Source organism: Paenibacillus sp. F411 (assembly GCF_017582705.1).
In the GTDB taxonomy this organism is placed as follows: Bacteria; Bacillota; Bacilli; order Paenibacillales; family Paenibacillaceae; genus Paenibacillus_AQ; species Paenibacillus_AQ algicola.
Map to the genome: position 1 here is coordinate 113382 of NZ_JAGFIP010000010.1, position 22683 is coordinate 136064.

Annotated in this window: 19 protein-coding genes; 15 read left to right on the top strand and 4 right to left on the bottom strand. The window is 56.2% G+C overall.

The annotated features are described in order from the left end of the window. Positions 1-19 precede the first annotated feature (19 nt). The 4 genes from JJQ72_RS12095 (at position 20) to JJQ72_RS12110 (ending at position 3954) form a co-directional block, all read left to right on the top strand. Positions 20-670, top strand: coding sequence for a ThuA domain-containing protein (locus tag JJQ72_RS12095; RefSeq protein ID WP_138227333.1), 651 nt, complete (start codon positions 20-22; stop codon positions 668-670). A 10-nt stretch (positions 671-680) separates the two neighbouring features. Then, entirely contained in the window at positions 681-2156 is a 1476-nt protein-coding gene (locus JJQ72_RS12100) for a DEAD/DEAH box helicase (protein WP_243896046.1), read from the top strand. Between the two features lie 122 nt (positions 2157-2278). After that, positions 2279-2632 (top strand): DUF3243 domain-containing protein, encoded by a 354-nt coding sequence (locus JJQ72_RS12105; RefSeq protein WP_138227332.1) that lies wholly within the window; start codon positions 2279-2281, stop codon positions 2630-2632. Between the two features lie 119 nt (positions 2633-2751). Next, positions 2752-3954 (top strand): hypothetical protein, encoded by a 1203-nt coding sequence (locus JJQ72_RS12110; RefSeq protein WP_208203827.1) that lies wholly within the window; start codon positions 2752-2754, stop codon positions 3952-3954. Between the two features lie 153 nt (positions 3955-4107). Here the strand turns inward: JJQ72_RS12110 and JJQ72_RS12115 are convergent, their stop codons facing one another. Further along, complete coding sequence (locus JJQ72_RS12115) at positions 4108-4668, bottom strand: hypothetical protein (protein ID WP_208203828.1); 561 nt, start codon at positions 4666-4668, stop codon at positions 4108-4110. Between the two features lie 216 nt (positions 4669-4884). On the opposite strand from JJQ72_RS12115, the gene JJQ72_RS12120 reads away from it, so the two are divergent. From JJQ72_RS12120 to JJQ72_RS12160, 9 genes are all read left to right on the top strand, one after another. Beyond that, a complete protein-coding gene (locus tag JJQ72_RS12120) occupies positions 4885-5190 on the top strand; it encodes an antibiotic biosynthesis monooxygenase family protein (protein WP_138227329.1) in 306 nt (101 codons plus the stop codon). Between the two features lie 47 nt (positions 5191-5237). After that, a complete protein-coding gene (locus JJQ72_RS12125; RefSeq protein WP_208203829.1) occupies positions 5238-6308 on the top strand; it encodes a cobalamin-dependent protein in 1071 nt (356 codons plus the stop codon). A gap of 38 nt (positions 6309-6346) precedes the next feature. Beyond that, on the top strand, positions 6347-8092 hold the full coding sequence (locus JJQ72_RS12130; protein WP_208203830.1) for an ATP-binding protein: 1746 nt from the start codon (positions 6347-6349) through the stop codon (positions 8090-8092). Between the two features lie 410 nt (positions 8093-8502). Further along, positions 8503-9861, top strand: coding sequence for an FAD-dependent oxidoreductase (locus JJQ72_RS12135; protein WP_138227326.1), 1359 nt, complete (start codon positions 8503-8505; stop codon positions 9859-9861). A gap of 396 nt (positions 9862-10257) precedes the next feature. Continuing rightward, positions 10258-12321: a molybdopterin-containing oxidoreductase family protein gene (locus JJQ72_RS12140; protein WP_208203831.1), complete on the top strand. Its 2064-nt coding sequence runs from the start codon at positions 10258-10260 to the stop codon at positions 12319-12321. Positions 12322-12435: 114 nt separating this feature from the next. Next, on the top strand, positions 12436-13680 hold the full coding sequence (locus tag JJQ72_RS12145; protein ID WP_208203832.1) for an MFS transporter: 1245 nt from the start codon (positions 12436-12438) through the stop codon (positions 13678-13680). Positions 13681-13686: 6 nt separating this feature from the next. Beyond that, a complete protein-coding gene (locus JJQ72_RS12150) occupies positions 13687-14184 on the top strand; it encodes a GNAT family N-acetyltransferase (RefSeq protein ID WP_138227323.1) in 498 nt (165 codons plus the stop codon). 126 nt (positions 14185-14310) lie between these two features. Beyond that, positions 14311-15903: a methyl-accepting chemotaxis protein gene (locus tag JJQ72_RS12155; protein ID WP_208203833.1), complete on the top strand. Its 1593-nt coding sequence runs from the start codon at positions 14311-14313 to the stop codon at positions 15901-15903. Beyond that, a complete protein-coding gene (locus tag JJQ72_RS12160) occupies positions 15857-16519 on the top strand; it encodes an MOSC domain-containing protein (RefSeq protein ID WP_138227321.1) in 663 nt (220 codons plus the stop codon). The genes JJQ72_RS12155 and JJQ72_RS12160 overlap by 47 nt, the downstream gene beginning before the upstream one ends. A gap of 205 nt (positions 16520-16724) precedes the next feature. On the opposite strand, the gene JJQ72_RS12165 is transcribed toward JJQ72_RS12160, so the two are convergent. Then, positions 16725-17273 carry a GNAT family N-acetyltransferase gene (locus JJQ72_RS12165; RefSeq protein WP_138227320.1) on the bottom strand — a complete coding sequence of 183 codons (549 nt, stop codon included), beginning with the start codon at positions 17271-17273 and terminating at the stop codon, positions 16725-16727. A 275-nt stretch (positions 17274-17548) separates the two neighbouring features. On the opposite strand from JJQ72_RS12165, the gene JJQ72_RS12170 reads away from it, so the two are divergent. Continuing rightward, positions 17549-19294, top strand: a complete 1746-nt coding sequence (locus tag JJQ72_RS12170) for a glutamine--tRNA ligase/YqeY domain fusion protein (protein WP_208203834.1) — start codon at positions 17549-17551, stop codon at positions 19292-19294. Positions 19295-19432: 138 nt separating this feature from the next. On the opposite strand, the gene JJQ72_RS12175 is transcribed toward JJQ72_RS12170, so the two are convergent. Beyond that, complete coding sequence (locus JJQ72_RS12175) at positions 19433-20677, bottom strand: MFS transporter (protein WP_138227910.1); 1245 nt, start codon at positions 20675-20677, stop codon at positions 19433-19435. A gap of 196 nt (positions 20678-20873) precedes the next feature. On the opposite strand from JJQ72_RS12175, the gene mobA reads away from it, so the two are divergent. Further along, positions 20874-21494 carry a molybdenum cofactor guanylyltransferase gene (mobA, locus tag JJQ72_RS12180; RefSeq protein WP_208203835.1) on the top strand — a complete coding sequence of 207 codons (621 nt, stop codon included), beginning with the start codon at positions 20874-20876 and terminating at the stop codon, positions 21492-21494. 101 nt (positions 21495-21595) lie between these two features. Here the strand turns inward: mobA and moaA are convergent, their stop codons facing one another. Then, positions 21596-22600, bottom strand: a complete 1005-nt coding sequence (gene moaA / locus JJQ72_RS12185; protein ID WP_138227909.1) for a GTP 3',8-cyclase MoaA — start codon at positions 22598-22600, stop codon at positions 21596-21598. Positions 22601-22683: the final 83 nt, after the last annotated feature.

Below are 22683 nucleotides of genomic sequence, written 5' to 3' on the forward strand. Positions count from 1 at the left end.
ATTCGCAAGGAGGAATATCATGGACAAGAGAAAGGCACTTTTACTGGGAAGCTACACGCATCCCAAGTTTCATCCGCTGCAAGGCATTGACACGCAGGTATCGCATCTGCTGAATGATATGTTTACCGTGCAGTGCACGGAGAATCACAAAATGCTTCGCGAGAGCAATTTGTATCCCTACGACCTTTGTATCGCCTACAGCGATCTGTGGGATGAGAAGGTATCGCCCCAGCAGACCGCGGGCCTGCTGTCCTATGTGAGCGGCGGCGGCGGGCTGCTCGTGCTGCATAACGGCGTTTCGCTGGCGAACCGCTATGAGCTGGCACAGCTGCTGGGAGCCCGCTTCGACGGACATCCGCCGATGCAGCCACTGAAGTTTATGCCGGCGGCAGAGGGTCATGACATTATCGAGGGCGTAGAAGCCTTTGAGATGGAAGAAGAGCCGTATCGCTTCAAGCTGGATCCGTTTACGGAGAGACAGGTACTGCTGGAATATGAGCACGAGGGTGAGCGCTGGCCGGCGGCATGGTGCCATACCTACGGAATCGGCCGGGTCGTCGTGCTGATGCCGGGACATCATGAGCCTTCTTTCATGCATGAGCCATTCCGCAAAATGATCGTACAGGGAGCGAAATGGGCTTCGCGTTATCCTGGTAAAATAATACAATGAGGTGGATGTTTTGCCGAACTTTCAACAATTAGGCATCGATGAGAAAATGGTACGCAGGCTGAAGGAGCAGGGAATTTCTGTGCCGACCCCGGTGCAGCAAGAGAGTATACCGATGCTCCTTGCGGGAAAGGATATCATTGCCCGCGCGCGTACCGGGACCGGCAAAACGCTGGCGTTTATGCTGCCGATCTTAAAGCAGATTGACGCCGCCAAGCCGTATCCGCAGGCACTGATCGTAGCGCCGACGCGGGAGCTGGCGCTGCAGATTACCGAAGAGGCGCGGAAGCTGTCCTCCGGCACCCCGGAAGGCGTCAAGCTTCTGGCCGTCTATGGCGGTCAGGATGTGGAGAAGCAGCTGCGCAAGCTGGAGGGCGGCCGTCATCTGATCATCGGTACTCCAGGGAGACTGCTGGATCATTTGCGGCGCGGCACGCTGGAGCTGGGCGGCGTGAAGCAGCTCGTGCTGGATGAAGCGGATCAGATGCTGCATATGGGCTTTCTGGATGAGGTGGAGGCGATTATCGCGGCGCTGCCGTACAAGCGTCAGAGTATGCTGTTCTCGGCTACGATGCCGGATCGCGTCAAGCAGCTTGCTGCAAATTATATGAACAAGCCCGTGGATATTGTCATCAAGGAGGGCGGCAGCTCGCTCATTCCGCTGCAGAATATCAAGCAGGTGCTGGTAGAGTGCACGGACCGGACGAAGCAGGATGCACTGAAGGGCATGCTGGAGCTGCACCAGCCGTATCTGGCGATGATCTTCTGCCGCACGAAGCGGCGCGCTCAGACCTTGAACGAAGCGCTCCTGTCGCACGGCTATGCCAGCGACGAGCTGCACGGCGACTTGTCCCAGGCGAAACGCGAAGCGGTCATGAAGCGGTTCCGGGAAGCCAAGCTTCAGCTGCTGGTGGCGACCGATGTCGCGGCGCGGGGACTGGACGTGGAAGGCGTGACCCACGTGTATAATTACGACATGCCGCATGATGTCGAGAGCTATGTCCACCGGATCGGCCGGACGGGACGTGCCGGCGGCACGGGTCTTGCGGTAACATTCGCGGCACCGAAGGACGGATTTGATCTGGAGAAGCTGGAGCGCAGCCTCTCCATCAAGCTGAAGCGGATCACCTGGGACGGCCGCAGCGGTGAAGTCCGCGAAGGATCGTCCGGTCAGCGCAGCAGCCGAAGCAACGGCTCCTCCGAGGGCCGGGAAGGCAGCGGCGAGAGACGCGAGCGCCGGGACGGCACCTCGGGTGGACGCGGACGCAGCGAAGGTTCGCGCCGGAGCGAGGCATCCGGCGGCCGGAGCCGGACGTCTGGCGGCAGAGGCGGACAGAGCAGCGGCGGGCCGAGATCCGGCAAGAGCGGCACGGGAGCCGGCCGCAGCGGCGGCAGAGGTACAGGCGGAAGCGGCCGGAGCTCTGGCGGCTCCAGCAGACATGCTGGCAGCGGAGGTTCAGGCAGCGGACGGCGCGGGCGCACTCGTTAATTGGTTGTATAGCCGATGTAAACTCTTTGTCTAATCTGCAGATTCTGATTCAGGCATGCCCCTGGGGTTTAATAATTCTACGTTACCGAATATAGTAAAAATTTACTGAGGAGGCGTTAGACATGTCTGAACATAATCATGTAGTCAAAAAAGACGGTGAGCTTGATATGAACAAAGTGGACGATGCCATGAACAAGATGGATCAAGGGGAAAAGGATCAAATCCTGGCCAACTTTGATACCTTCAAATCCTACCTGCATAAACGTATCAAACTGGCAGAAAGCATCGGTCTTGGCGAGGAGCAGCTGGCCAAGGGCGCCGAGAAGGTAGCCAACTATCTGGCCGAGCACGAAGATCCGCGCAACAGCGAAGAGAAGCTGCTGCAGGAGCTGTGGAAGGTGGGTTCGGAAGAGGAGCGCCACAAGCTGGCCCACATGCTGGTCAAGCTGGCTCAGAACGAATCCAGCCATCACTAATCATATGGCCTCAGCCCTTCTCCGGTCGTGCACCGGGGAGGGGCTTTTGCTTGTGCTTTTGCTTTGGCTGCAGGGACTGCAGCTGTACATAAATCTTCTGTATAAAGGAGTGGCCCAACGTGTCCACGGCGATTCACGAATATCGGGAGCGCAAAATGCAGCCCTTCTACTGGATACTGACGTTTGAAATGATGATAATAGGAATGCTGCTGGGACTGGCGCTGGTTGTGGGTCCGGTAATCTTGCTGACCCTATGGCCATCGGGCTGGATGGCGCTCACCCTGCTGGCCATACCTCTAGGCCTATGGATGATTCGATCGCTGTGGAGGAGCCTGGCGACGCGCATCTGGCATAACCGTCATAATGATTATTTTGCCATCTATGAAGATGTACTGAGGTATACCGTGTGGGACCGGGAGACCCGGGAGGAGCAAAGCGGCAGCATCCGTCTGAAGGACATCTCCGAGATGTACTACGGACGCCATGTGATGATGTACAGCTACGCCTACAAAGAAACCTCCTTCCGGGAACGCGCGCCCCAGGTCGAGCTGTGGCCGGTCATTCACCTGATCTACAACAGCGGCGGAGGCGAGAAGATGATCAGCGTGCCTTTGGCAGAGACGCGGGAGGCGAACGAGTGGCTGAAGACACTGGCTCCGCATGGCATCCCGCTCTGGCTGTCGTCGGTGGTGGTCGTGGACGAGGATGAAGCGGCCATCCACGTTCTCCGAGAGGAGGAGAATCGGGGCGCCGCCGTGTTTGAGAACAATATCGAGCGGGCGTTCCGGCCCTTCATTGAGAAGAAGGTCGAGGAAGAGGAACAGCGAGCACCGGGTCCGGAAGAGCTGGAGGCACTGGATGCCGAAATTCGGCGGATTGAGGAGCAGGAGGCACAGCAGGCTCAAAAAGCGGTGTTTGCCAATGTGGGTCCCTTGGGCTGGATGGTGTTTGTACTCCAGTTCTTCCTCGGCTGGCTCATTATGAATCAGGCAGTCGCTGGCAGGATAGATCCTGACGGGGTGATCATTCCGGTACTGCTGATGCTCGTCATGAGCTTCTTGTTCTTCTTCTTGGTCAAGCGCCTCCGCTGGCCTCATCTGCTGGTCTGCTGGGGCGGTCTGTTTGTGACACAGCTGGTGCTGGATATGATTGCCGGGAGCAGTGAGGAGGGAAGTGCCCTCTATTCGATCGGCGGCGGACTGATCGGAATGTCGATGGTAGCACCGGTCTTCATCTGGCTGCCCTATCTGCTGGCCCTTGGCTTGCGCCGCAGACGGGACGGCGCTAAAGCCAGGCATCACGCTGTCCAGAACAGCGGGTAATCATTCAAGCAGCGTTCCGCCCATGCCAATGGGCGGGACGCTCAGCAAAGGATAAGTAAAGGCCTGCCCTATGAAGCACTGAGGTGCTTCTAGGGCAGGCCTTTACAGGTCAAGCAGAGCTGTGTCAAGGTGCGGCCGCCTATAGGAATAACTTCAAGGAGCATCCGCACCTGCACTTGAAGCCGGAGCAGCCTTGAACTGTATAAGATACGGGTTATCTCTGCTCTCCAAGGAATACACCGAATCCAGCTCCTTCTTCTCTCCCGGTGCAAGGTGAACCTCTTCAAAGGTGCGCTTCAGCAGCTCGGTAACCCGGTCTTCATCCATCACCGTCACGCTAACGGTTCCGGTAAACGGAGCCGAGCCGTAATTGCCGGCGTAGATGACCCATTTGGTACCATCGTCCTCGTCCAGAAACGCCCCCACATAAGCCACAATGCCCGGCGCCTCCGAGAAGGAAAGCCTGTCCTTGATTTCCGCGTGGTATTCATCCATGTCCTGTACCATCTTCTCTTCCACGTAGAGCGACTCCTGGGACACGATCACGGTCGTAAACGTGACAAAGGCATAGAATACCACCAGCGACCAGCCTGTGCTCTTGAGCGTCGTTCTCCGGTCGTAGCCTCCGGCAATCATGCCGATGAAGGCAATGAGCACCAGCACCGGCACGGCCAGATGCCATACAGACACAAACATTTCTGTCTCCAGTCTCATGAACGGTACAACCTCGTTTCTATGTATTCAGCCAAGTCATTTTGGCATAAATCTTGTACCCGGAACCTGCTTGCTTTAATCATCTAAAGGCTGTCCTTTTTGCCGCCAATTCCGGTGTTTTCATATAAACCTGTCTCCAAATGCGCTATAATAGGGGAAGTATCTATACCGATTTCATATTCATACTAGAGCTGCTAAACCTCGGGAGGTCGTTACGTGTATATCGTTCAATCCGTCGTAGAGGTGCCTGTGCACAAGGCAGAGGACCTGGTCCAATTATATGTCAACCGAAGCCGGTCCGTCGATAAGCAGCCTGGCTTTCTTTCATTTCAGCTGCTTCAGAACGAGCATAAGCCGGGAGAGCTGACGGTTCACATGACGTGGGAAAAGAAGGAGCATTATCTGGCTTGGGTAACGAGTGAGGATTTCAAGCGGATCCATGAGCTGGAGAAAAAATATCCGGATCAGGAGCTGGCCGGCATCAAGCCGATGGTTCGAAGATACCACGTACGGGCGGAATAGCCCGTATTCTCATTGCAGCATACATCTATAGAGAGGAAGGGATAAGCATGGGAATGACAGAAAAGACCGCCGGAGATGCATTGCTGAACGAGGCCGAGAAGCTTGCGGACTGGATCACAGAGCAGCAATACAACAGGCAGCCGGATCTGCAGGACCGCTTCGGCCCTTCCGGAAAAGAAAAGACCCGGCGTGACTCGCTGTATACGCTGAATTATTTAGCGGAGAGTGTGCTGGTCAAGAGTCCGGCTTTATTTTTACATTATGTATCGTGGTTAAAGGTACTGCTCGAAGGCTACAAGGTGACAGGCGAGGATTTAAGGGTGAATCTGGAAGCGATGCGGAAGGCGCTGGATGAGCGGTTCGATCATCAAGACAAAGGAACCGTCCTGGATTATTTGGACATGGGGATGATGCAGTCTGTGGAGACGGTGACGCTGGATTCCTATATTACGGAGGACAACCCTTTGGCAAAGGAGGCGGCAGATTATCTGGAGCTGCTGCTGCAAGGAAAGCGCCGGGAAGCCTCCAGCCTGATTCAAGGGCTGCTGGAGCAGGAAATCGGCATTTCTGCGCTGTACAAGCATATTTTTCAGGCGGCGCAGTATGAGATCGGGAGGCTCTGGCAGCTGGGGCGTGTGAGTGTCGCTCAGGAGCACTACTGCACAGCGGTTACCCAGTCGATTATTTCCAGTCTGTATCCGCACTGGATGACGGTGGGCAGTAAGGGCCTGACCCTGGTGGCGGCCTGTGTCGGCAAGGAGACTCACGAGATCGGGCTGCGTATGGTGGCCGACACGTTCGAGCTGCACGGCTGGGACACGTATTATCTCGGAGCAGACGTTCCGGATTTCAGCCTGCTGCAAGCCATTGGCGAGCATGACGCGGATGTGGTCGCGATATCGGCTACGATGACCTATCATATCCATCTGGTGCGGGACCTCATCCGCAAGATTCGGGCCGATGAGCGGTACAAGCATGTGAAGATTATGGTTGGAGGACTGCCCTTCAACCTGGACCCTAACCTGTGGCGGGAGGTCGGAGCGGATGGCTGTGCGCCGGATGCTGAAGCTACGGTGGCTGCCGCGGAGCAGCTGGTCCTGACGAAGCCGGCGACGTGACGGTGTTTGGAAGCAACAAGTAAGGGAGGGACAGGCAAATGCATGACCCTAATACAGAGGCGGAACGGCTGCGGCAGACGATCAGAGAGATGTCAGATCAGATCATCCGGGCGAGGGAACGGGAAGAGCAGGTGCTCGGTGAATTTACCGCTATGAATAATGAGCTGGTCACGCTGCAGCGCCGGCTGGCAAAGAACAATGCTGAGCTCAAGCGGACCCGCCTGGAGGCAGAGCAGGCTAATGAAGCGAAAGGCCGGCTGCTGGCTGTGATCAGTCATGAGATCCGTACACCGATGAATGCCATCATGGGCATGGCGGAGATGCTGGAGCAGCCGGGCTTGACGGATGTTAACCGGCAATCGGTGGGCTTGATCCGCGATTCCGCAGCGCTGCTCATTCATATGATCAACGATTTGCTGGACTTATCCAAGATTGATGCGGGCAAAATGGAGCTGCGGCGGGAGGCCTTCGATCTGCATGTTATTTTGGATCATAGTGCCAGGCTGCTGCAGGACAAGCTGGAGAACAACGGCAACCGGCTGTCTATGCTTCTGGACGAACGGCTGGAGCGGCAGTGGATTGGCGATGCAGGAAGGATCAATCAGGTGATGCTGAATCTGCTCGGCAATGCCAACAAGTTCACACAGGACGGGCAGATCATGATCCGTGTGAAGCCGGCAGAGCTTGAAGGCCAGGGCGAGAACCAGAGCCTGGTGCGCTTCGAGGTCGAGGACACCGGCATGGGGATCTCAGCAGAGGATCAGAAGAATCTGTTTACGCCCTATATGCAGACCGATGAAGGCGGCTCCCCGGAGTATGGAGGCACAGGGTTAGGATTGTCCATCTGCAAGTCGCTTGTCGAGCTGATGCGGGGGAGAATCGGAGTATCCAGTGAAGAAGGCCGGGGCACCTTATTCTGGTTTGAAATTCCGCTGGAGCCGGCTGTCGGCCAGGAAAGCGGTAACCGCTCCGTGGAAGCGCTTCGCGCCGCATATGCAGAGCAGCAGCCGCTGCAGACGACCAGCCGGGATCTGTCTGTCCCTGTGCTGCTGGTGGAGGATAATGACATCAACCGTCAGGTGGTGGGGATGCAGCTGCGTAAGCTGGGCTTGCAGCAGGTGGACTGGGCCCGGAACGGGCTGGAGGCCGTACAGAAGGCGCGCGAGAACACCTATGCCCTCATCCTGATGGATCATATGATGCCCAAGCTGAGCGGAGCCGAAGCCGCGGCTCAAATCCGCACTGAGGAGCAGCAGCTGGGCAAGCCGGCTGTGCCGCTGGTGGCGATGACAGGCAGCACCGATGAGCGGGCGCGCAGGCAGTGCATGGATGCCGGTATGAATGATTTCGTATCCAAGCCGGTGCATGCCCATGCTCTGGCCGCCATCCTGGAAGCTTATCTCCCTGAAAAAACGGCTCAAAGTGATCGGCCGGTGCTGGATTACAAAACGATTCACGAAATTATCGAAATTCAGGAAGACGGCAGTCAGGAGCTGCTGGCACTGCTGTTCCAAATGTACCAGGAGGATATGCCGGACAAGATGGAGCGGCTGCACAAGCTGCTGCAGCAAGGCAGAAGCGCCGAGGCGGCGGCGGCGGCCCATGACATGAAGTCCGGCAGTCTCAGTCTGGGCGTTCAGGAATTCTCCCGGCTGCTGGCAGAGATTGAGGCGTTATGTAAGGCAGGCCGACTGGAGCAGGGCCTCCATACGTTCAGACAACTGCAGCCTGCCTATGAGGAAGCCTGCGGCAGCCTGAATGCACTGCTGGAGAGCCAGGAATAATGTGATCGGATTAAGAGACAATAAGATCATTGGTGGGCGGGCCCTGCCGGTGGTCTTTTTTTGAGTTCCATTTGTCTGCTGTCCAAACGCACATCGTGCAGAAATAACTGTGAAAAGCTGGTTCAAAAGCCTCCAGCACTGGTATTAATTAAAAAAACCAATATTCCCGACATTCTCTAGCTCATAGCTCATTGCCATAGAAGTGTTCCCAGGATCAAAGATTGTGAAATTGTGAACAAAGTGTGAGGATTGCTGCAGCCTATTGCGTTGTGAACTAATTCACAATATAATAAAGACATGAACAAGGTGAATGTTTTCACAATGATAAGCGGTAAATGACAAACAAAGTCCGAAAAATGAACGACAGACGAGCTGAATGAAATACCACCATGCCAAGGAGGAATAAGAATATGAAAGTAGCAGTGATCGGATGTACCCATGCCGGAACGGCAGCAATTGTGAATACCGCGAAGCTGTACCCGGAGGCTCAAATTACCGTATATGAACGCAATGATAATATTTCATTCCTGAGCTGCGGAATTGCGCTGTATGTCGGCGGGGTCGTGAAGGATCCGGACGGCTTGTTCTACTCCTCCCCGGACCAGCTGGCGGAAATGGGCGTAACGACGAAGATGAAGCATGAGGTCGTCTCTGTCGATACGGACGGCAAAAAGCTGACTGCGCGCAACCTCGACACCGGCGAAACGCTGGAGGATACGTTCGACAAGCTGATCGTGACGACCGGCTCTTGGCCGATCATTCCGAAGCTGGACGGCATTGATCTGGACAATATTTTGCTGAGCAAGAACTACAATCATTCCAATACCATTATTGAGAAGTCGAAGCATGCGAAGCACATCACGGTGGTTGGCGCCGGCTATATCGGTGTGGAGCTGGTGGAGGCGTTTCAGCAGAACGGCAAGAAGGTGACCCTGGTCGATAGCGTGGACCGGATTCTGAACAAATATCTGGACCCGGAATTCAGCGATAAAGTCGAGGAGTCGTTCCGCCAGAAGGGCATTGAACTGGCGCTGGGACAGACTGTGAAATCCTTTGAGGGCGAGCATGGTCAGGTGAAGCGCGTCATCACCGATAAAGGCACGATTGAAACCGATATGGTCATTCTGTGCATCGGCTTCCGCCCGAACACCGAGCTGCTGAAGGGTCAGGTTGAGATGCTGAAGAATGGGGCGATCGTCGTCGATTCCTACATGCAGACCAGCAAAAAAGACGTCTTCGCCGCTGGCGACAGCTGCGCTGTCCGGTACAACCCGACCGGCAAGGCGATGTACATCCCGCTGGCCACGAATGCGGTACGGATGGGCACACTCGTAGCGCGCAACCTGGCCAAGCCGACGACGGAGTATATGGGCACCCAGGGCACCTCGGGCTTGAAAATTTACAGCCATCACATCGCCTCCACCGGCTTGACGGAGCTGACTGCGAAGGAGGAGGAGCTGGATTTCGACACGGTGACGATCAAGGAGCACTACCGCCCCGAGTTCATGCCGACGTCGGAGGAGGTTACGCTGAAGGTCGTCTTTGACAAGAAGGACCGCCGGATTCTGGGCGCCCAGCTGATCTCCGGAGCGGACTTGACCCAATCGGTCAACACCCTCTCGGTATGTATCCAAAACAAGATGACGATTGACCAGCTGGCCTTTGTCGACTTCTTCTTCCAGCCGCATTACAACAAGCCGTGGAACTTCCTGAACACGGCGGGCCTGGAGGCACTGCCGAAGCTCGTGAAGGATCCGGTGCAGGTGTAAAGGAAACGGTATATGCGGCATAACCCATTTAAAAAGGCTGTCCCGGAAGATGAACATCTTCTCTTGGGGCAGCCTTTGCTTTTGAAAATGACACAGACACAAAAAAACAAATTCGCCGCATCGAGTTTCGGGGGAAGAAACTCGTTGCGGCGAATTTTTTTGGGAGTGGTCCATGATACGGCAAGGAGAGAAAGGGTCTGGGTTCCTCCTCTTGCTGTTGATACCAAATTACCCGGCGCACCGAGGGATGAAACAGGGGGGTGAATATTTTGTCAAAAAATATTTCGGGCGCTCTTCCCGCTTTACGGCATCCCGGATTTCGTTCTAAGATAAGGGGTAGAATATTGTCATATCAAGGATGGCATCGGGGTACGAGACGAGAGGATGACGACATAGATGATTCACGAGAAGGAAGGCGTCTTCCCGGCGGTATGTCCGCTGGACTGCCCGGATACATGCGGGCTGCTGCTGCATAAGCAGGAAGGCAGGATTGTAAAAGTGACCGGAGATCCGGAGCACCCTATCACCCAGGGAGCAATCTGCAATAAGGTGCGCCATATGGCCGAGCGGATTTATCATCCCGAGCGGCTGCTGTATCCGCTGCGGCGGGTTGGAGCCAAGGGAGAAGGGAATTTTGAAGAGATTACCTGGGAGGAAGCCATTACGGAAATTACAAGCCGCTACCGCAGCCTGATTGAGGAATACGGATCGGAGAGCATCCTGCCGTACAGCTTCTACGGCAATATGGGTGTGCTCAGTGTGGACGGCATGGACCGCCGGTTTTTTAATGCGCTGGGTGCGAGCAAGCTGAAGCAGACGATCTGTAACGCGGCCGGCAATGCAGGCTGGATTTCTGTCATGGGCGCCAATCGGGGGACTGTACCGGAGGAGACCGTGGACGCGGACGTGATTCTGGTCTGGGGCGGCAATATTGTCAGCACGAACATGCACCAGGTCGTATTGGCCGAGAAGGCTCGGAAGAACGGAGCGAAGGTCGTCGTCATTGACGTTCACAAGAATCAGACGGGGCAGTGGGCCGACTGGTTCATTCCGCTGCACCCCGGCACAGACAGTGCGCTCGCCGCCGGCATGATGCATGTCCTGTTCCGGGATGGACTGGTGAATGAGCCGTTTCTGGAACGCTATACGCTGGGCCATCAGGAGCTGAGGGAGCATGTGAAGCAATATACGCCGCAGCATGTATCTTCTATCACCGGAATTCCGGCTGCAGATATTGAGAAGCTGGCGACCCTGTACGGTCAGGCCGAGGCCGCCTATATTCATATCGGCAACGGGCTGCAGCACCATGACAATGGCGGAATGGCTGTGCGGAGCGTAGCCTGTCTGCCCGCCTTGACCGGTCACTGGCAGAAGCGGGGCGGCGGGGCGTCCAAATCCAATGGCGGCTACAGCAGCATGAACAGCGAGGCGCTGGAGCGTCCGGATCTGCGGCCGAATCCCGATGCCCGGGTCATCAACATGAACCGGATCGGGGAGGCGCTGGCTATGGAGGAGAAGCCGGTGAAGGCGGTGTTCGTGTACTGCAGCAATCCGCTGGTCGTAGCGCCGGATGCCGAACGGGTCAAGGCGGGCTTCGCCCGGGAGGACCTGTTCACTGTTGTGCATGATCTGTTCATGACGGACACAGCCAAATACGCAGATATCGTGCTGCCGGCGACCTCTACCTTTGAGAACACCGACGTATACGGCTCATACTGGCACCAATATATTCAGCTTCAGGAGCCGGTTATTCCCAAAGTGGGAGAGAGCCGCAGCAACGTCGAGCTCTTCGCCGCCCTGGGCCGGGCGATGGGCTTTGAGGATCCTGCCTTTAATGAGAGTGAACAGGACATGATCACAAAGGGCCTGGAGTATCCGCACAACCCTTATCTGAACGGCGTAACCTGGGATGGCCTGAAGGAGCACCGGCGCGTGAAGCTGGATATGACGCCTTACGAGACTTTTCTGGAACAGCTGCCTACAGTATCCGGCAAAATCGAGCTCTATTCCGCAGCGCTGGAAGCCGCCGGGCTCCCGCCCCTGCCCACGTACATTCCGCTCAAAGAGGGCTATGACGGCGTCCGCAGGGGAAAAGGAAATCGCTATCCGCTAATGTTCATCTCACCGCCAAACCATAATTTCCTGAACTCGACCTTCGCCAATGTGCCGAAGCACCAGAAGCTGGAGAAGGAGCCGTTCCTGCAGATTCATCCGGAGGATGCTGCAGAGCGCGGCATTGAGGACGGGGATGAAGTGACGGTATATAATGACCGCGGCGTGTACGAGGCCCGGGCAAAGGTGACAGACAAGATGCTTCCCGGCACTGTGGTGAGCCAGGGGCTGTGGTGGGACGGCAATGGCCGGCGTCAGCGCGCCAATGCCCTCACCCCTGATCGGCTGTCGGATTTAGGGGAGGGCGCGGTGTTTTTCTCCACTGTTGTCGATGTAAAGCGTCACTGAGTGTGCTTGCGCGCCAAAGCTTGTGTACGACATACTGATTCTCGTGGAATTTATGCCTTGCTGGAGTGAATTCACAATAATCACACCTATTATGAAATCAAAGAGGCTGTTCTCATGAGATTCTTAAATTCGTACCCGAAGGAAGTCAAGGGCTTCCTGGCCGCAAGTCTGGTTAACTCGGCCGGCGGCTCGTTAATGTGGCCGCTGACGACGATGTATGTGTTCGATGAGCTGGGGCGCAGCATGCAGGATGCAGGCCTGGTCATTCTGCTGCAATCGGCGGGCGGGATCGCCGGGCAGCTGCTTGGCGGTGCGCTGTATCACCGGATCGGCGTAAAAAAGCTTATTGTCGGCTCGCTCCTGCTCAATGCGATGGGCCTGTTCTCTCTACCTTTCATTGACGGGTACTGGCCGATGCTGCTTCCTGTTATGCTGCTGATCGGCTTATTCAGCGCCATGTCGATGCCGGCCATCCAGGCGTTCATCGGCTTCCGCTTTGCAGACCGGCGCGGCGAATTGTTCAATGTCGTCTATGTAGCGAACAATATTGGAGTTGCAGTGGGAACCGCGCTGAGCGGCTTCCTGGCTGAAATCTCTTACGATGTCAGCTTTGTAGGGAACGGGCTGACATCGGCCGGATTCGCTTTCTTTTTCCTGTCTTATTTAAGCCGGACCGACCTGAAGGAGCCGACTCTTCAAGAGGAAGCCGAAGGCCACCCCAAGCTCAAGAGAGCCATTCCTCCAGGCAGCCGTGGCGGCACCTGGGTCCTGCTGCGGAACACCCGGATTTATTTGTTCCTCGGACTGGGCTCCCTGTTCATGTGGTTCGGCAATTCCATCTGGAATACCGGCATTTCACCGCATATCATTTCAGAGGGCATGTCGAAGGCATCCTTCGGCTATTTATGGACACTGAACGGAATTCTGATCTTTGCGGCACAGCCGCTGACGAGCTGGATCAAGCGAAGCTTTGCGCGAAGGGATACCTCGCAGATGTCGGTCAGCGCGGTCTTCTACCTGCTGTCGTATCTGGTCATCGTGCTGACCGGCAGCTATCCGGGCTTCGTGCTCGCGATGGTGCTGGCTACACTGGGCGAGATGCTGGTCTCGCCGGCAATTCCGTCATTTATTGCGGAACGCGCGGGAAAAGCAGCCCCGTTCTACATCGGAGTGGCTGGAGGGATGGGCTCGGCGGGCCGAGTGTTCGGTCCCTATGCCATGGGAATCCTCTATGATGGAGGCGGGCTGAAGCCTGTGGCCTGGCTGGCTGCCGCCATGGCGGTGCTGTCCTTCCTGTCATTTGTCATCCATGCGCGGCGGGTGCCGGGCATAGAAACATCTTCCGTAAGGGGGGAGTAAAGAAAGATGAATACGGATCTGGATACGCTCATGATCCGCTTCTCTGCCTTGAAGGATGCCGGCCGGCTGATGGAGCTGGATCATCAGGTGTGGGATCACCGGACAGCGCCGCAGCCGTTGGTCTGGGAATCCCGGGAGCAGTATCTGCTTCACTGTCCCCCCGGGCAGCAGCTGGTGGCGGAGACGGGGGATGGCACCCTGGCCGGATACCTGGGCTTCAAAGCGCCTACGGAGCTGGATAGCAGCCAGCATGTATATGAGCTTTGGATTGCCGTGGACCGTCAGTATCGCCGCCGGGGCATCGGCGTGAGGCTGATGACAGCCTTCAAGGCCTTTGCCCGGCGGGAAGGCAAGCTGAAGCTGCGCCTGCGCGTGCTGTCCAGCAATGAAGCTGCGGCTGCCTTTTACCGGACCTGCGGCTTTCGGGAGGAAGGACGCCTTGTCCGTGAATACCATGTCAAAGGTCAATACGTGGATGATATACTGATGGCCTGCTTCTTATGAGGCGGCGGGACAGTCCTGATCAGCTCGGGGCTGTTTTTTTATGGTTTCCTCTTAAAAGAAAATGAAAGATTGACGATGATAATCTATAATTGCTTATAACCTATTCATGGATTGGGGCGTAATGATTTGAACATCAACATCAAGGAGCTGTTTATGACATCCGAGCGTTCGCATATCACAGATTATGAAATGCTGGCATCCAAGCTTTTGTACCGGACTATTTTAATTTTGATCGCGGTCTGTCCGTTTATTTTCTGGCTGTTCTACGGGGTTCATATGGTATCGCTGTCGGAGGCTACAGCATTAACGATCGCGCTGGCTATCTTCGCCCCGCTGCTCGTGCTGGCCCAGCGGATGTACGGCACCCGGCCTCAAGGGAAATATGTTCTGGTCAGCATTTGCTTTACCCTCGGCTGTACGCTGATTACGTTCGTGCCCTCGGCTTCTTCAGGTAATATTGTGTATATCTATGTGGCCCTGTCGCTGATTTATCTGAACCAACGGCTGAGCCTGCTGGCAGCGGCATATTCTTTGATCATACTTGTCGGCCAGCTGCTCTTGAATCCGAAGCTGTCGGAGGTTCCGCTGCTGGACGCGGCGATTGATGTGATTGTGCTGATCATGGTGAACGCGATTGCCGTGACCGTCTGCCTGATGGGACGGCGCCTGCTATCCGACGTCGTCGTGGAGAAGAGAAAATCGGATGCCGTGCTGGACATGGTGCGGGAGTCTGTTCTTGGACTGGAGGCGTTCGGGCAGAGCCTGAAGGTTGATGTAGACCGCAATGAAAGCATTGGCGTCCAGCTGTCTGAGGGATTGGGCGAAATTACGAAGGGGGCGGCCGTGCAGGCCGAAAGCCTGTCATCGGTCAATGACAGCATGCAGCAGTCCGGAACCTTCCTGGGAGCGATCTCCACAGAGACAGCAGCCATGCGGCAGCTTTCCGATGCCTCCGTGACTGCAACTGAGGAAGGCGGGAAGCAGCTGGAGAAGCTGCAGCATAATATGCACCGCATTGACGATATTATGGGGGAAACCCACTCTGAGATGTCCGCGCTGCGGGAATACAGCGAGCAGATTCATCTCGTGTTGGAAAGTATTACAGCGATCGTCAAGAATACGAGCATTCTCGCGCTCAATGCTGGAATTGAAGCGGCTCGCTCGGGCGAGCACGGGCGGGGCTTTCACGTGATCGCCCAGGAGATCCGGAAGCTCTCCAGCGATGCGGAGCAGGAAATGTTCCGTATTGCCGAGGTGCTGACCCGGATTGAGCAGCAGACGAGTGTTGTCTCGGACAAGGTCGGCCGGGGCATTGAAACGGCAGCCCAGGTACAGAGCATTGCGCAGGGGACGACGTCCTTTTTCAGCAGCATTCTGGAAGATGCCCGGATGGTCTCCTCCAAATCGCTTGAAATCGAGAGCATGCTCAAGAAGCTGGAGGAGAACACGCAGGCGAGCCTGGGAGATATTGATGCCATCTCTACAGTGATCGAGCAGACCAGTGCTTCCCTGCAGCAGCTCTCTGCCGGATTTGAAGGACAGACCGCTTCGACGGCCAGCATTGCCGGTGCGTTCGGCGAGCTGGAATCCATGATTACCCGGCTGCAGAGCTTGGCGGAGGGCAGTGAAATCTCCGTTGTTCAGGAGCAAGCAGGAAAGGAGACCAACCAACATGGCAGTCATTCAAGCGCTGAATGCAGGCAGGCCGGTAGAGGTTGAGTACAACGGGAAGCCGCTCCTTACCGGTATTTACAAGCAGCCGGTGCCTGGTCCACTGTATCTGGGACAAGAGCAGCTGGAGGGAGACGGCCAGGCCGACCGTGTTCATCACGGAGGCCCGGATAAAGCGGTGTGTGTCTATCCATTGGAGCATTATGCCTACTGGGAGAGCGTCCTCGGCAAGACGATGGGGCCGGCTGCATTCGGAGAGAACTTTACGGTAACCGGGCTGCTGGAGGATGAGGTGTACATCGGGGATGTGTACCGTGTCGGAGAAGCCGTGGTGGAGGTCAGCCAGCCCCGGTACCCATGCTTTAAGCTGTCCCAGAAGCACGGGATCAAGGAGCTGCCAGCGCAGGTGCTTGCGACCGGCTACAGCGGCTTCTATCTGCGGGTGCTGCAGGAGGGAAGCGTATCGGCAGGAGACGAGCTGATACCGGTGCAGGCTCAACCGGACCGCATCTCTGTGCGGGAGGTGCTGTACGCCATGGCAGGCCAGGAGCGGCGGGCGGAGGTGCTGGAGCGCATCCTGGCGCTGGATCGACTGTCAGAGGTCGTGCGGGTGCAACTGCAGAAGCTGCTGGGGAAGCTGGCGAGTCAAGAGCAGACGGAGTAAAGCGCAGGATCTGATCCTCGCGGATCAGACCCGAGCGCTTCCAATATACATGAAGCACACCACGCATAAAAAGGGGCGCCAGTGGCGTTGATTCCCGGCGATTACAGCCGAGTCATCACGCACCTGGCGCCCCTTGCTGCAGGCTGCGGCGGAAATACCTCAGGCCGCAATGCATCGCCGCCCTGGCTGCTGACAGGGCACGGCGTCAGCGCAGCCGCAGCCAGTCACTGCGGATCATGCCATACACGGCATGATTGACATAGCCCTGCGGCAGCTTCTCGGCTTCGCGGACAATGCCTTCCAGCACGTACCCCAGCCGCTCCGGGATCGCGCGGCTGCGGCGGTTGGCCGTGGCACAGCGAATCTCCACCCGATTCAGCCCCATGCGCATGAGCGCATGGTCAGTGAATACCCGGCAGGCTGTACTCATCAGGCCTTGTCCCTGATATGGCTTGCCCAGCCAGTAGCCGATGCCGACCGAGCGGTTGTTCCAGTCGATCTCGTGGTAGGAAATGATACCGGCGAGCTCCTCCCGCACCCAGATGCCGGCAGTGAGGCCGCCGTTCTCGGCGCCCTGGGCCAGCGCGCCTTTGATGAAATTCGTGCTGTCAGACACCTCTTTGACTGAGTCTACCCAGGGAAGCCATTGGCGCAGCCAGTCCCTGCAGTCATCAATCAGCTCATACAGCGCTCTCGCCTGCTCAGGTGCGAGCGGACGCAGCTCAACATGATCATCTAATGGATAGGTAAACATGAACAAGACTCCTTTACCGCAAATGAAATGAGCTCTGGTCATGGCGACGGAGCTATTTTTTAACTAGTTTCTTCCATGCTACCCTAATGAAAAGGAATTCGTCAAAGCTTAGATCCTCAGCCGCCACGGGCAGATCGCCCTTGGGTTTCCTTGAACAATACAGCTCAAGCAGGTATATTTAAGAGAAACAGGCTTATACAGGATATAGAGCCCGCTTTTTCGGCGCCGCCATTCAGATTCAGGTTTGCCAGAGAGAGAATTTACAGGATGAAAGGTTGATTAACGTGGAGAACCATCCGGCAACACCCTCCAATTTCATTAAAAATATTATTGCTGAAGATCTCAAATCCGGAAAGGTCAAGCACGTGGTCACCCGTTTTCCGCCGGAGCCGAACGGCTACCTTCATATCGGCCATGCCAAGGCCATCTGGATTAATTTCGCGCTGGCGGACGAGTTCGGAGGAAGAACCCACCTGCGCCTGGACGATACGAACCCGCTGAAGGAAGATACGGAGTATGTTAACTCCATCAAGGAAGATGTGAAGTGGCTGGGCTATGAGTGGGAGGAGCTGCGTTTTGCATCGGATTATTTCGAGGAAATGTACAAGCGCGCCGTCATTCTGATTCAAAAAGGCAAGGCCTACGTGGATGATCAGAGTGCCGACGAAATCCGCATGAGCCGGGGTACGCTGACTGAGCCGGGTCAGAACAGCCCATACCGCAATCGCAGTGTCGAGGAGAATCTGGATTTGTTCAGCCGCATGCGAGCCGGCGAATTCGGTAACGGGGAAAAGGTGCTCCGCGCCAAGATCGACATGTCCTCCCCGAACATTAATCTGCGCGATCCCGTCATTTACCGAATTGCCCATGCGCATCACCATAACACCGGCGATACGTGGTGCATCTATCCGATGTATGCCTTCGCCCATCCGCTGGAGGACGCTATTGAAGGCATCACGCACTCCCTTTGCTCCCTGGAGTTTGAGGATCAGCGCCCCTTCTATGACTGGGTCGTTGCCGAATGCGAGATGGAAGCGGCACCGCATCAATATGAGTTCGGGCGCTTGAATCTGCAGCAGACGGTCACGAGCAAGCGGAAGCTGAAGCTGCTGGTGGATGAGAACATTGTAGACGGCTGGGATGATCCGCGCATGCCGACCATTTCAGGAATGCGCCGCCTGGGCTTTACCCCGGAAGCGATCCGCAGCTTTGTATATGAGACGGGCATTTCCAAGGCGTATGGCACGGTGGACCGCCAGATGCTGGAGCATTTCATCCGCGAGGATCTGAAGCTGAAGGCGCCGCGCACGATGGCTGTATTGGACCCGCTGAAGGTGGTCATTACCAACTATCCGGAAGGACAGGTGGAGTGGCTGGATGCAGAGAACAATACGGAGAACCCGGAGATGGGCGTGCGGCAGATTCCTTTTTCCCGTGAAATCTACATCGAGCAGGAGGATTTCATGGAGGACCCGCCGAGCAAATATTTCCGGCTGTTCCCGGGCAACGAGGTGCGTCTGAAGCATGCGTACTTCATCAAGTGCAATGAGGTGATCAAGGACGAGAACGGCAAGGTAGTTGAGCTGCACTGCACCTACGATCCCGAAACGAAGAGCGGCAGCGGCTTTACCGGACGCAAGGTGAAGGGCACCATTCACTGGGTAGAGGCTTCTCAAGCGGTTCCTGCGGAGTTCCGCCTGTACGAGCCTTTGATCCTGGAGGAAGAGACCGAGGCGGAGGCAGAGGTGCAGCCGCAGGTAGCGGGAGACGTCACTGCCGAAGAGGGGATGCAGGCCGAGGCCTCTCCGGAGAAGTCCTTCCTGAACCACATTAATCCCAACTCATTGGAGATTGTGCATGGCTTTGTAGAGCCGGAGATGAAGGAAGCCCGCCCACAGGACAAGTTCCAGTTCTTCCGCCATGGGTACTTTAACGTGGACTCCCGGTACTCGAAGCCCGGTCAGCCGGTCTTTAACCGGGTCGTTTCCCTCAAAAGCTCCTTCCAGCTGCCCAAGGCCTAAGCTGCCGTGCAGGCAAAGGCTTGAGCATCCGGGCATTGGGAACAGGAAACAGCTATGGTGAGGTGCATCAATTCATGAAGAAAAGGCCCCGGCTGCTCAGGCAGGGGGCCTTTTCTTCATAAGCTATCCAAAGAGCGGCTATCGCCGGTCCTCCTCATCGTCCTCCTCGGCGTCCCACGACTCCACCATCTGCGGCCGGTAGCCCTGGGTGCGAAGCAGGAACCACATCCATGCAAAGCCGAGGGCGCCGATCAGGGCAAGCATCATGCCCGTGCGGTACATGGTCTGGGCGCCGAAGCTTTGAAAGATCCAGCCGCCGGCAATGCCGCCAATGACGCCGGAAATCCCGCTCCAGGACAGGGTGTACAGCGCTTGTCCTGTCGCGCGGAATGGCCGGGGCACGAACAGCATCGTCAGCTGGGTGCCGACATAGAAGTATCCCCCGAAGGTGATACAGTGCAGCAGCTGAATGAACGCGACCTCCAGCGGGGAGGAGGCCTCAGCCATCAGCAGCCAGCGCAGCGAGAACAGCAGGCTGACGACGGCCAGGCAGGCGACGAGAACGCTGATCTTACGTTTCAGGAACCGGTCGAACAGCAGAAATACCGCCACCTCGAAGACGGAGGAGAGGAAGAGGGCCAGGCCCACGGTTTCCGTGCTGCCTCCAAGCTCCAGAATGTACAGGGACATAAATGTATTGTTGGCGGTGCTGGGGATGGAGACCAGAATGCCCAGCAGAATAAAGCCCGTAAAGTACGGATTCAGAAACAGCCGCGTGACGCCCTTGAAGCTGACGGTAGCGGTATGCGCGTTCTTTTGAATATCCGGAAGCACCCAGATGAATAGTGCCGAGATGATCAGCATCGCCGAAAAGACGAAGGAAATGCGCCCGGTGCCCAGCCGCTCAATGACGGGACCGACCGCGACGGCCGTCAGCGCCCAGCCAAGAGAGCCCCACAGGCGGAACGCGCCGAACTTCAGCGGCGTGCCGTCGATATAGTTCAGAATGAGCGTGTTGCTCTGAGAAAAGATCGGGATTTGAAAAAAATAGAAGAAAATCATAGATATATAAATAAAAACATATGTATTCGCCTGAAAAACAAATTGAACCGATATCAAAGCCCCTGCCATCATGAACAGCAGCACGCGCTTCAGGCTGCTGGCTCTGTCACCGCGGTATCCCCAGAAGGGATTGGCAAGAATCGATACAAACGGAGCGATCGCCATCAGACTGCCGATTTCCAGCTTGTCCATCCCGATATCCTGCAAATAAAGCTGAAAGAAGCCGGTAAAGATGACCATCGCGCCATAGATGAAGAAGTTGAACATTTTTAACGAAGGTAAAGACGGATGGCTGTGATCTTGGTCCCGCAAATGGGTCATTCCTTTCACACTGAAGATGCACATCAACAGTCCGGCCACAGACCGGATATCTTCTTCAATGTATCACGCATTGTAAAGGGATACAAACCATATTGTATACACTTTTACAATTATTATCATATTGTGACATAAGTATGCTCCACGGCGGATAAGGCTTCGGGTCAGCTGGCTTGTTCACGAAAGGAGGAAGATAAAGATGGCGGAGTCTATAACAGGCATTCTGCTTGCGGGCGGACGCTCCCGGCGGATGGGACAGGATAAGGCGCTGCTGCGCTTCGGCCGTCTCTCTTGTATCGAGCAGGTGCAGAGCGCGCTGTCTGTGGTCTGTGCAGACCTGCTGATTTCTGCGAATGCTTCTCGCAGCTATGACTTTCTCGGCCTTCCAAGGATCGAGGATCAATATCCTGGCCAAGGCCCGCTCGCCGGTCTGCACGCCGGTTTGAAGGCGGCCAGGACCTCCTGGAGCCTCGTGTCAGCTTGCGATATGCCTCTTGTTACGGAGGGCATGGCGAGCGATCTGACGCGGATGGTCCGCAGTCTGACACCGAAGGGAAAGGTACAGGCTGTGGTGCCGGTGGCGGAGGGACGGCCTCAGCCGCTGTTCGCAGCCTATCACGACAGCGCAGCGACTGTGCTGGAGCAGCGCTTGCAGCGCGGGGAGCTGCGGATGATGGATGCTCTGGGAGAACTGACGGTGAAGTGGGTGCCTCTCGAAGAGCTGGCGGTGTGCGAAAGCCTTCACCGCTGGCGTGAAGGATTATTCAACATGAACGAGCCGAAAGATTACGAGCGTTTGAAAGGACTTCACCGCCTATAACTACAAATAACCACCGGAAGACAAGGCGGTCAGCCCTGTGTTGCGGTGGTTATTTATGATAAAGGCCCCCTTTCCTACATATGAGGACGGGGGCTGCTTCTTTAGCCGCCGATTTGAGACATCCGGCGTCCGGTCGGCGTGTGGCTCTGTGCTTTTTTCTCCAGCGCCAGCGCCATTTCATGGTTCTGCGGCTTCTCACCCAGCGCCTTGCGAAACAAAGCTTCAATCAAAGCTGGATCATGGGCGACCCTGCGAACGTTCAGCTCATCGGACCAGTAGAGGCACGCCTTGATGTTGCCGTCAGCGGTCAGGCGCAGCCGATTGCAGGAATCGCAGAAATGCTCACTGACCGGATGAATCAAACCGAACGTGCCTTGTGCGCCCTTCACCTTCAGGTTCCGGGACGGCCCGTTCCCGCCGGGGCCTTCATGCGGAGCGACGCTCCAGCCGGCCTCCTCACACACCTCGGTAACATGGCTGAGCGGCAGATAGGTCCGGCGCCATTCTTCTGAAGACTGACCGATCGGCATGTATTCTATAAAGCGGACATGCAGCGGACGGTCCAAGGTCATTGCAATGAAATCCTTGATTTCGTCCTGGTTAAAGCCCTTCATTAACACCACATTGAGCTTGATCGGGTCCAGTCCCGCACGGTAAGCAGCTTCGATGCCATCCAGCACGCGCTGGACATCTCCCCCGCGGGTAATGGAGGCGAACCGCTCCTGCTGCAGTGAATCCAGGCTGATATTAATACGGGTCAGGCCCGCTTTTTGGAGTGCTTCGGCCTTCGCCGGTAGAAACATGCCATTGGTGGTCAGCGAAATATCCTCAATCCCGTCAATGGCCGAGATCATCGCTACCAGCTGCTCCAAATCCTTGCGGACGAGCGGCTCTCCGCCGGTAAGGCGCACTTTGGATACGCCCATGGGAGCGAGCACGCGAAGAACGGCCGTGATCTCTTCATAGGTCATAATTTCGTCATGCGGCTGAAACTCCATCCCTTCGGCAGGCATGCAGTACACACAGCGCAGATTGCAGCGGTCGGTGACCGAAATACGGATATAATCGTGAACGCGGCCAAAGGAATCCGTTAACGGCTTCATGATCGGCAATCCTCCTTTTGCAGGCTTGGTTGAGTTGTATTCTGCAGCAAGCCTTGGTTGTTCTTGATGTGGACACCTCTTTATAT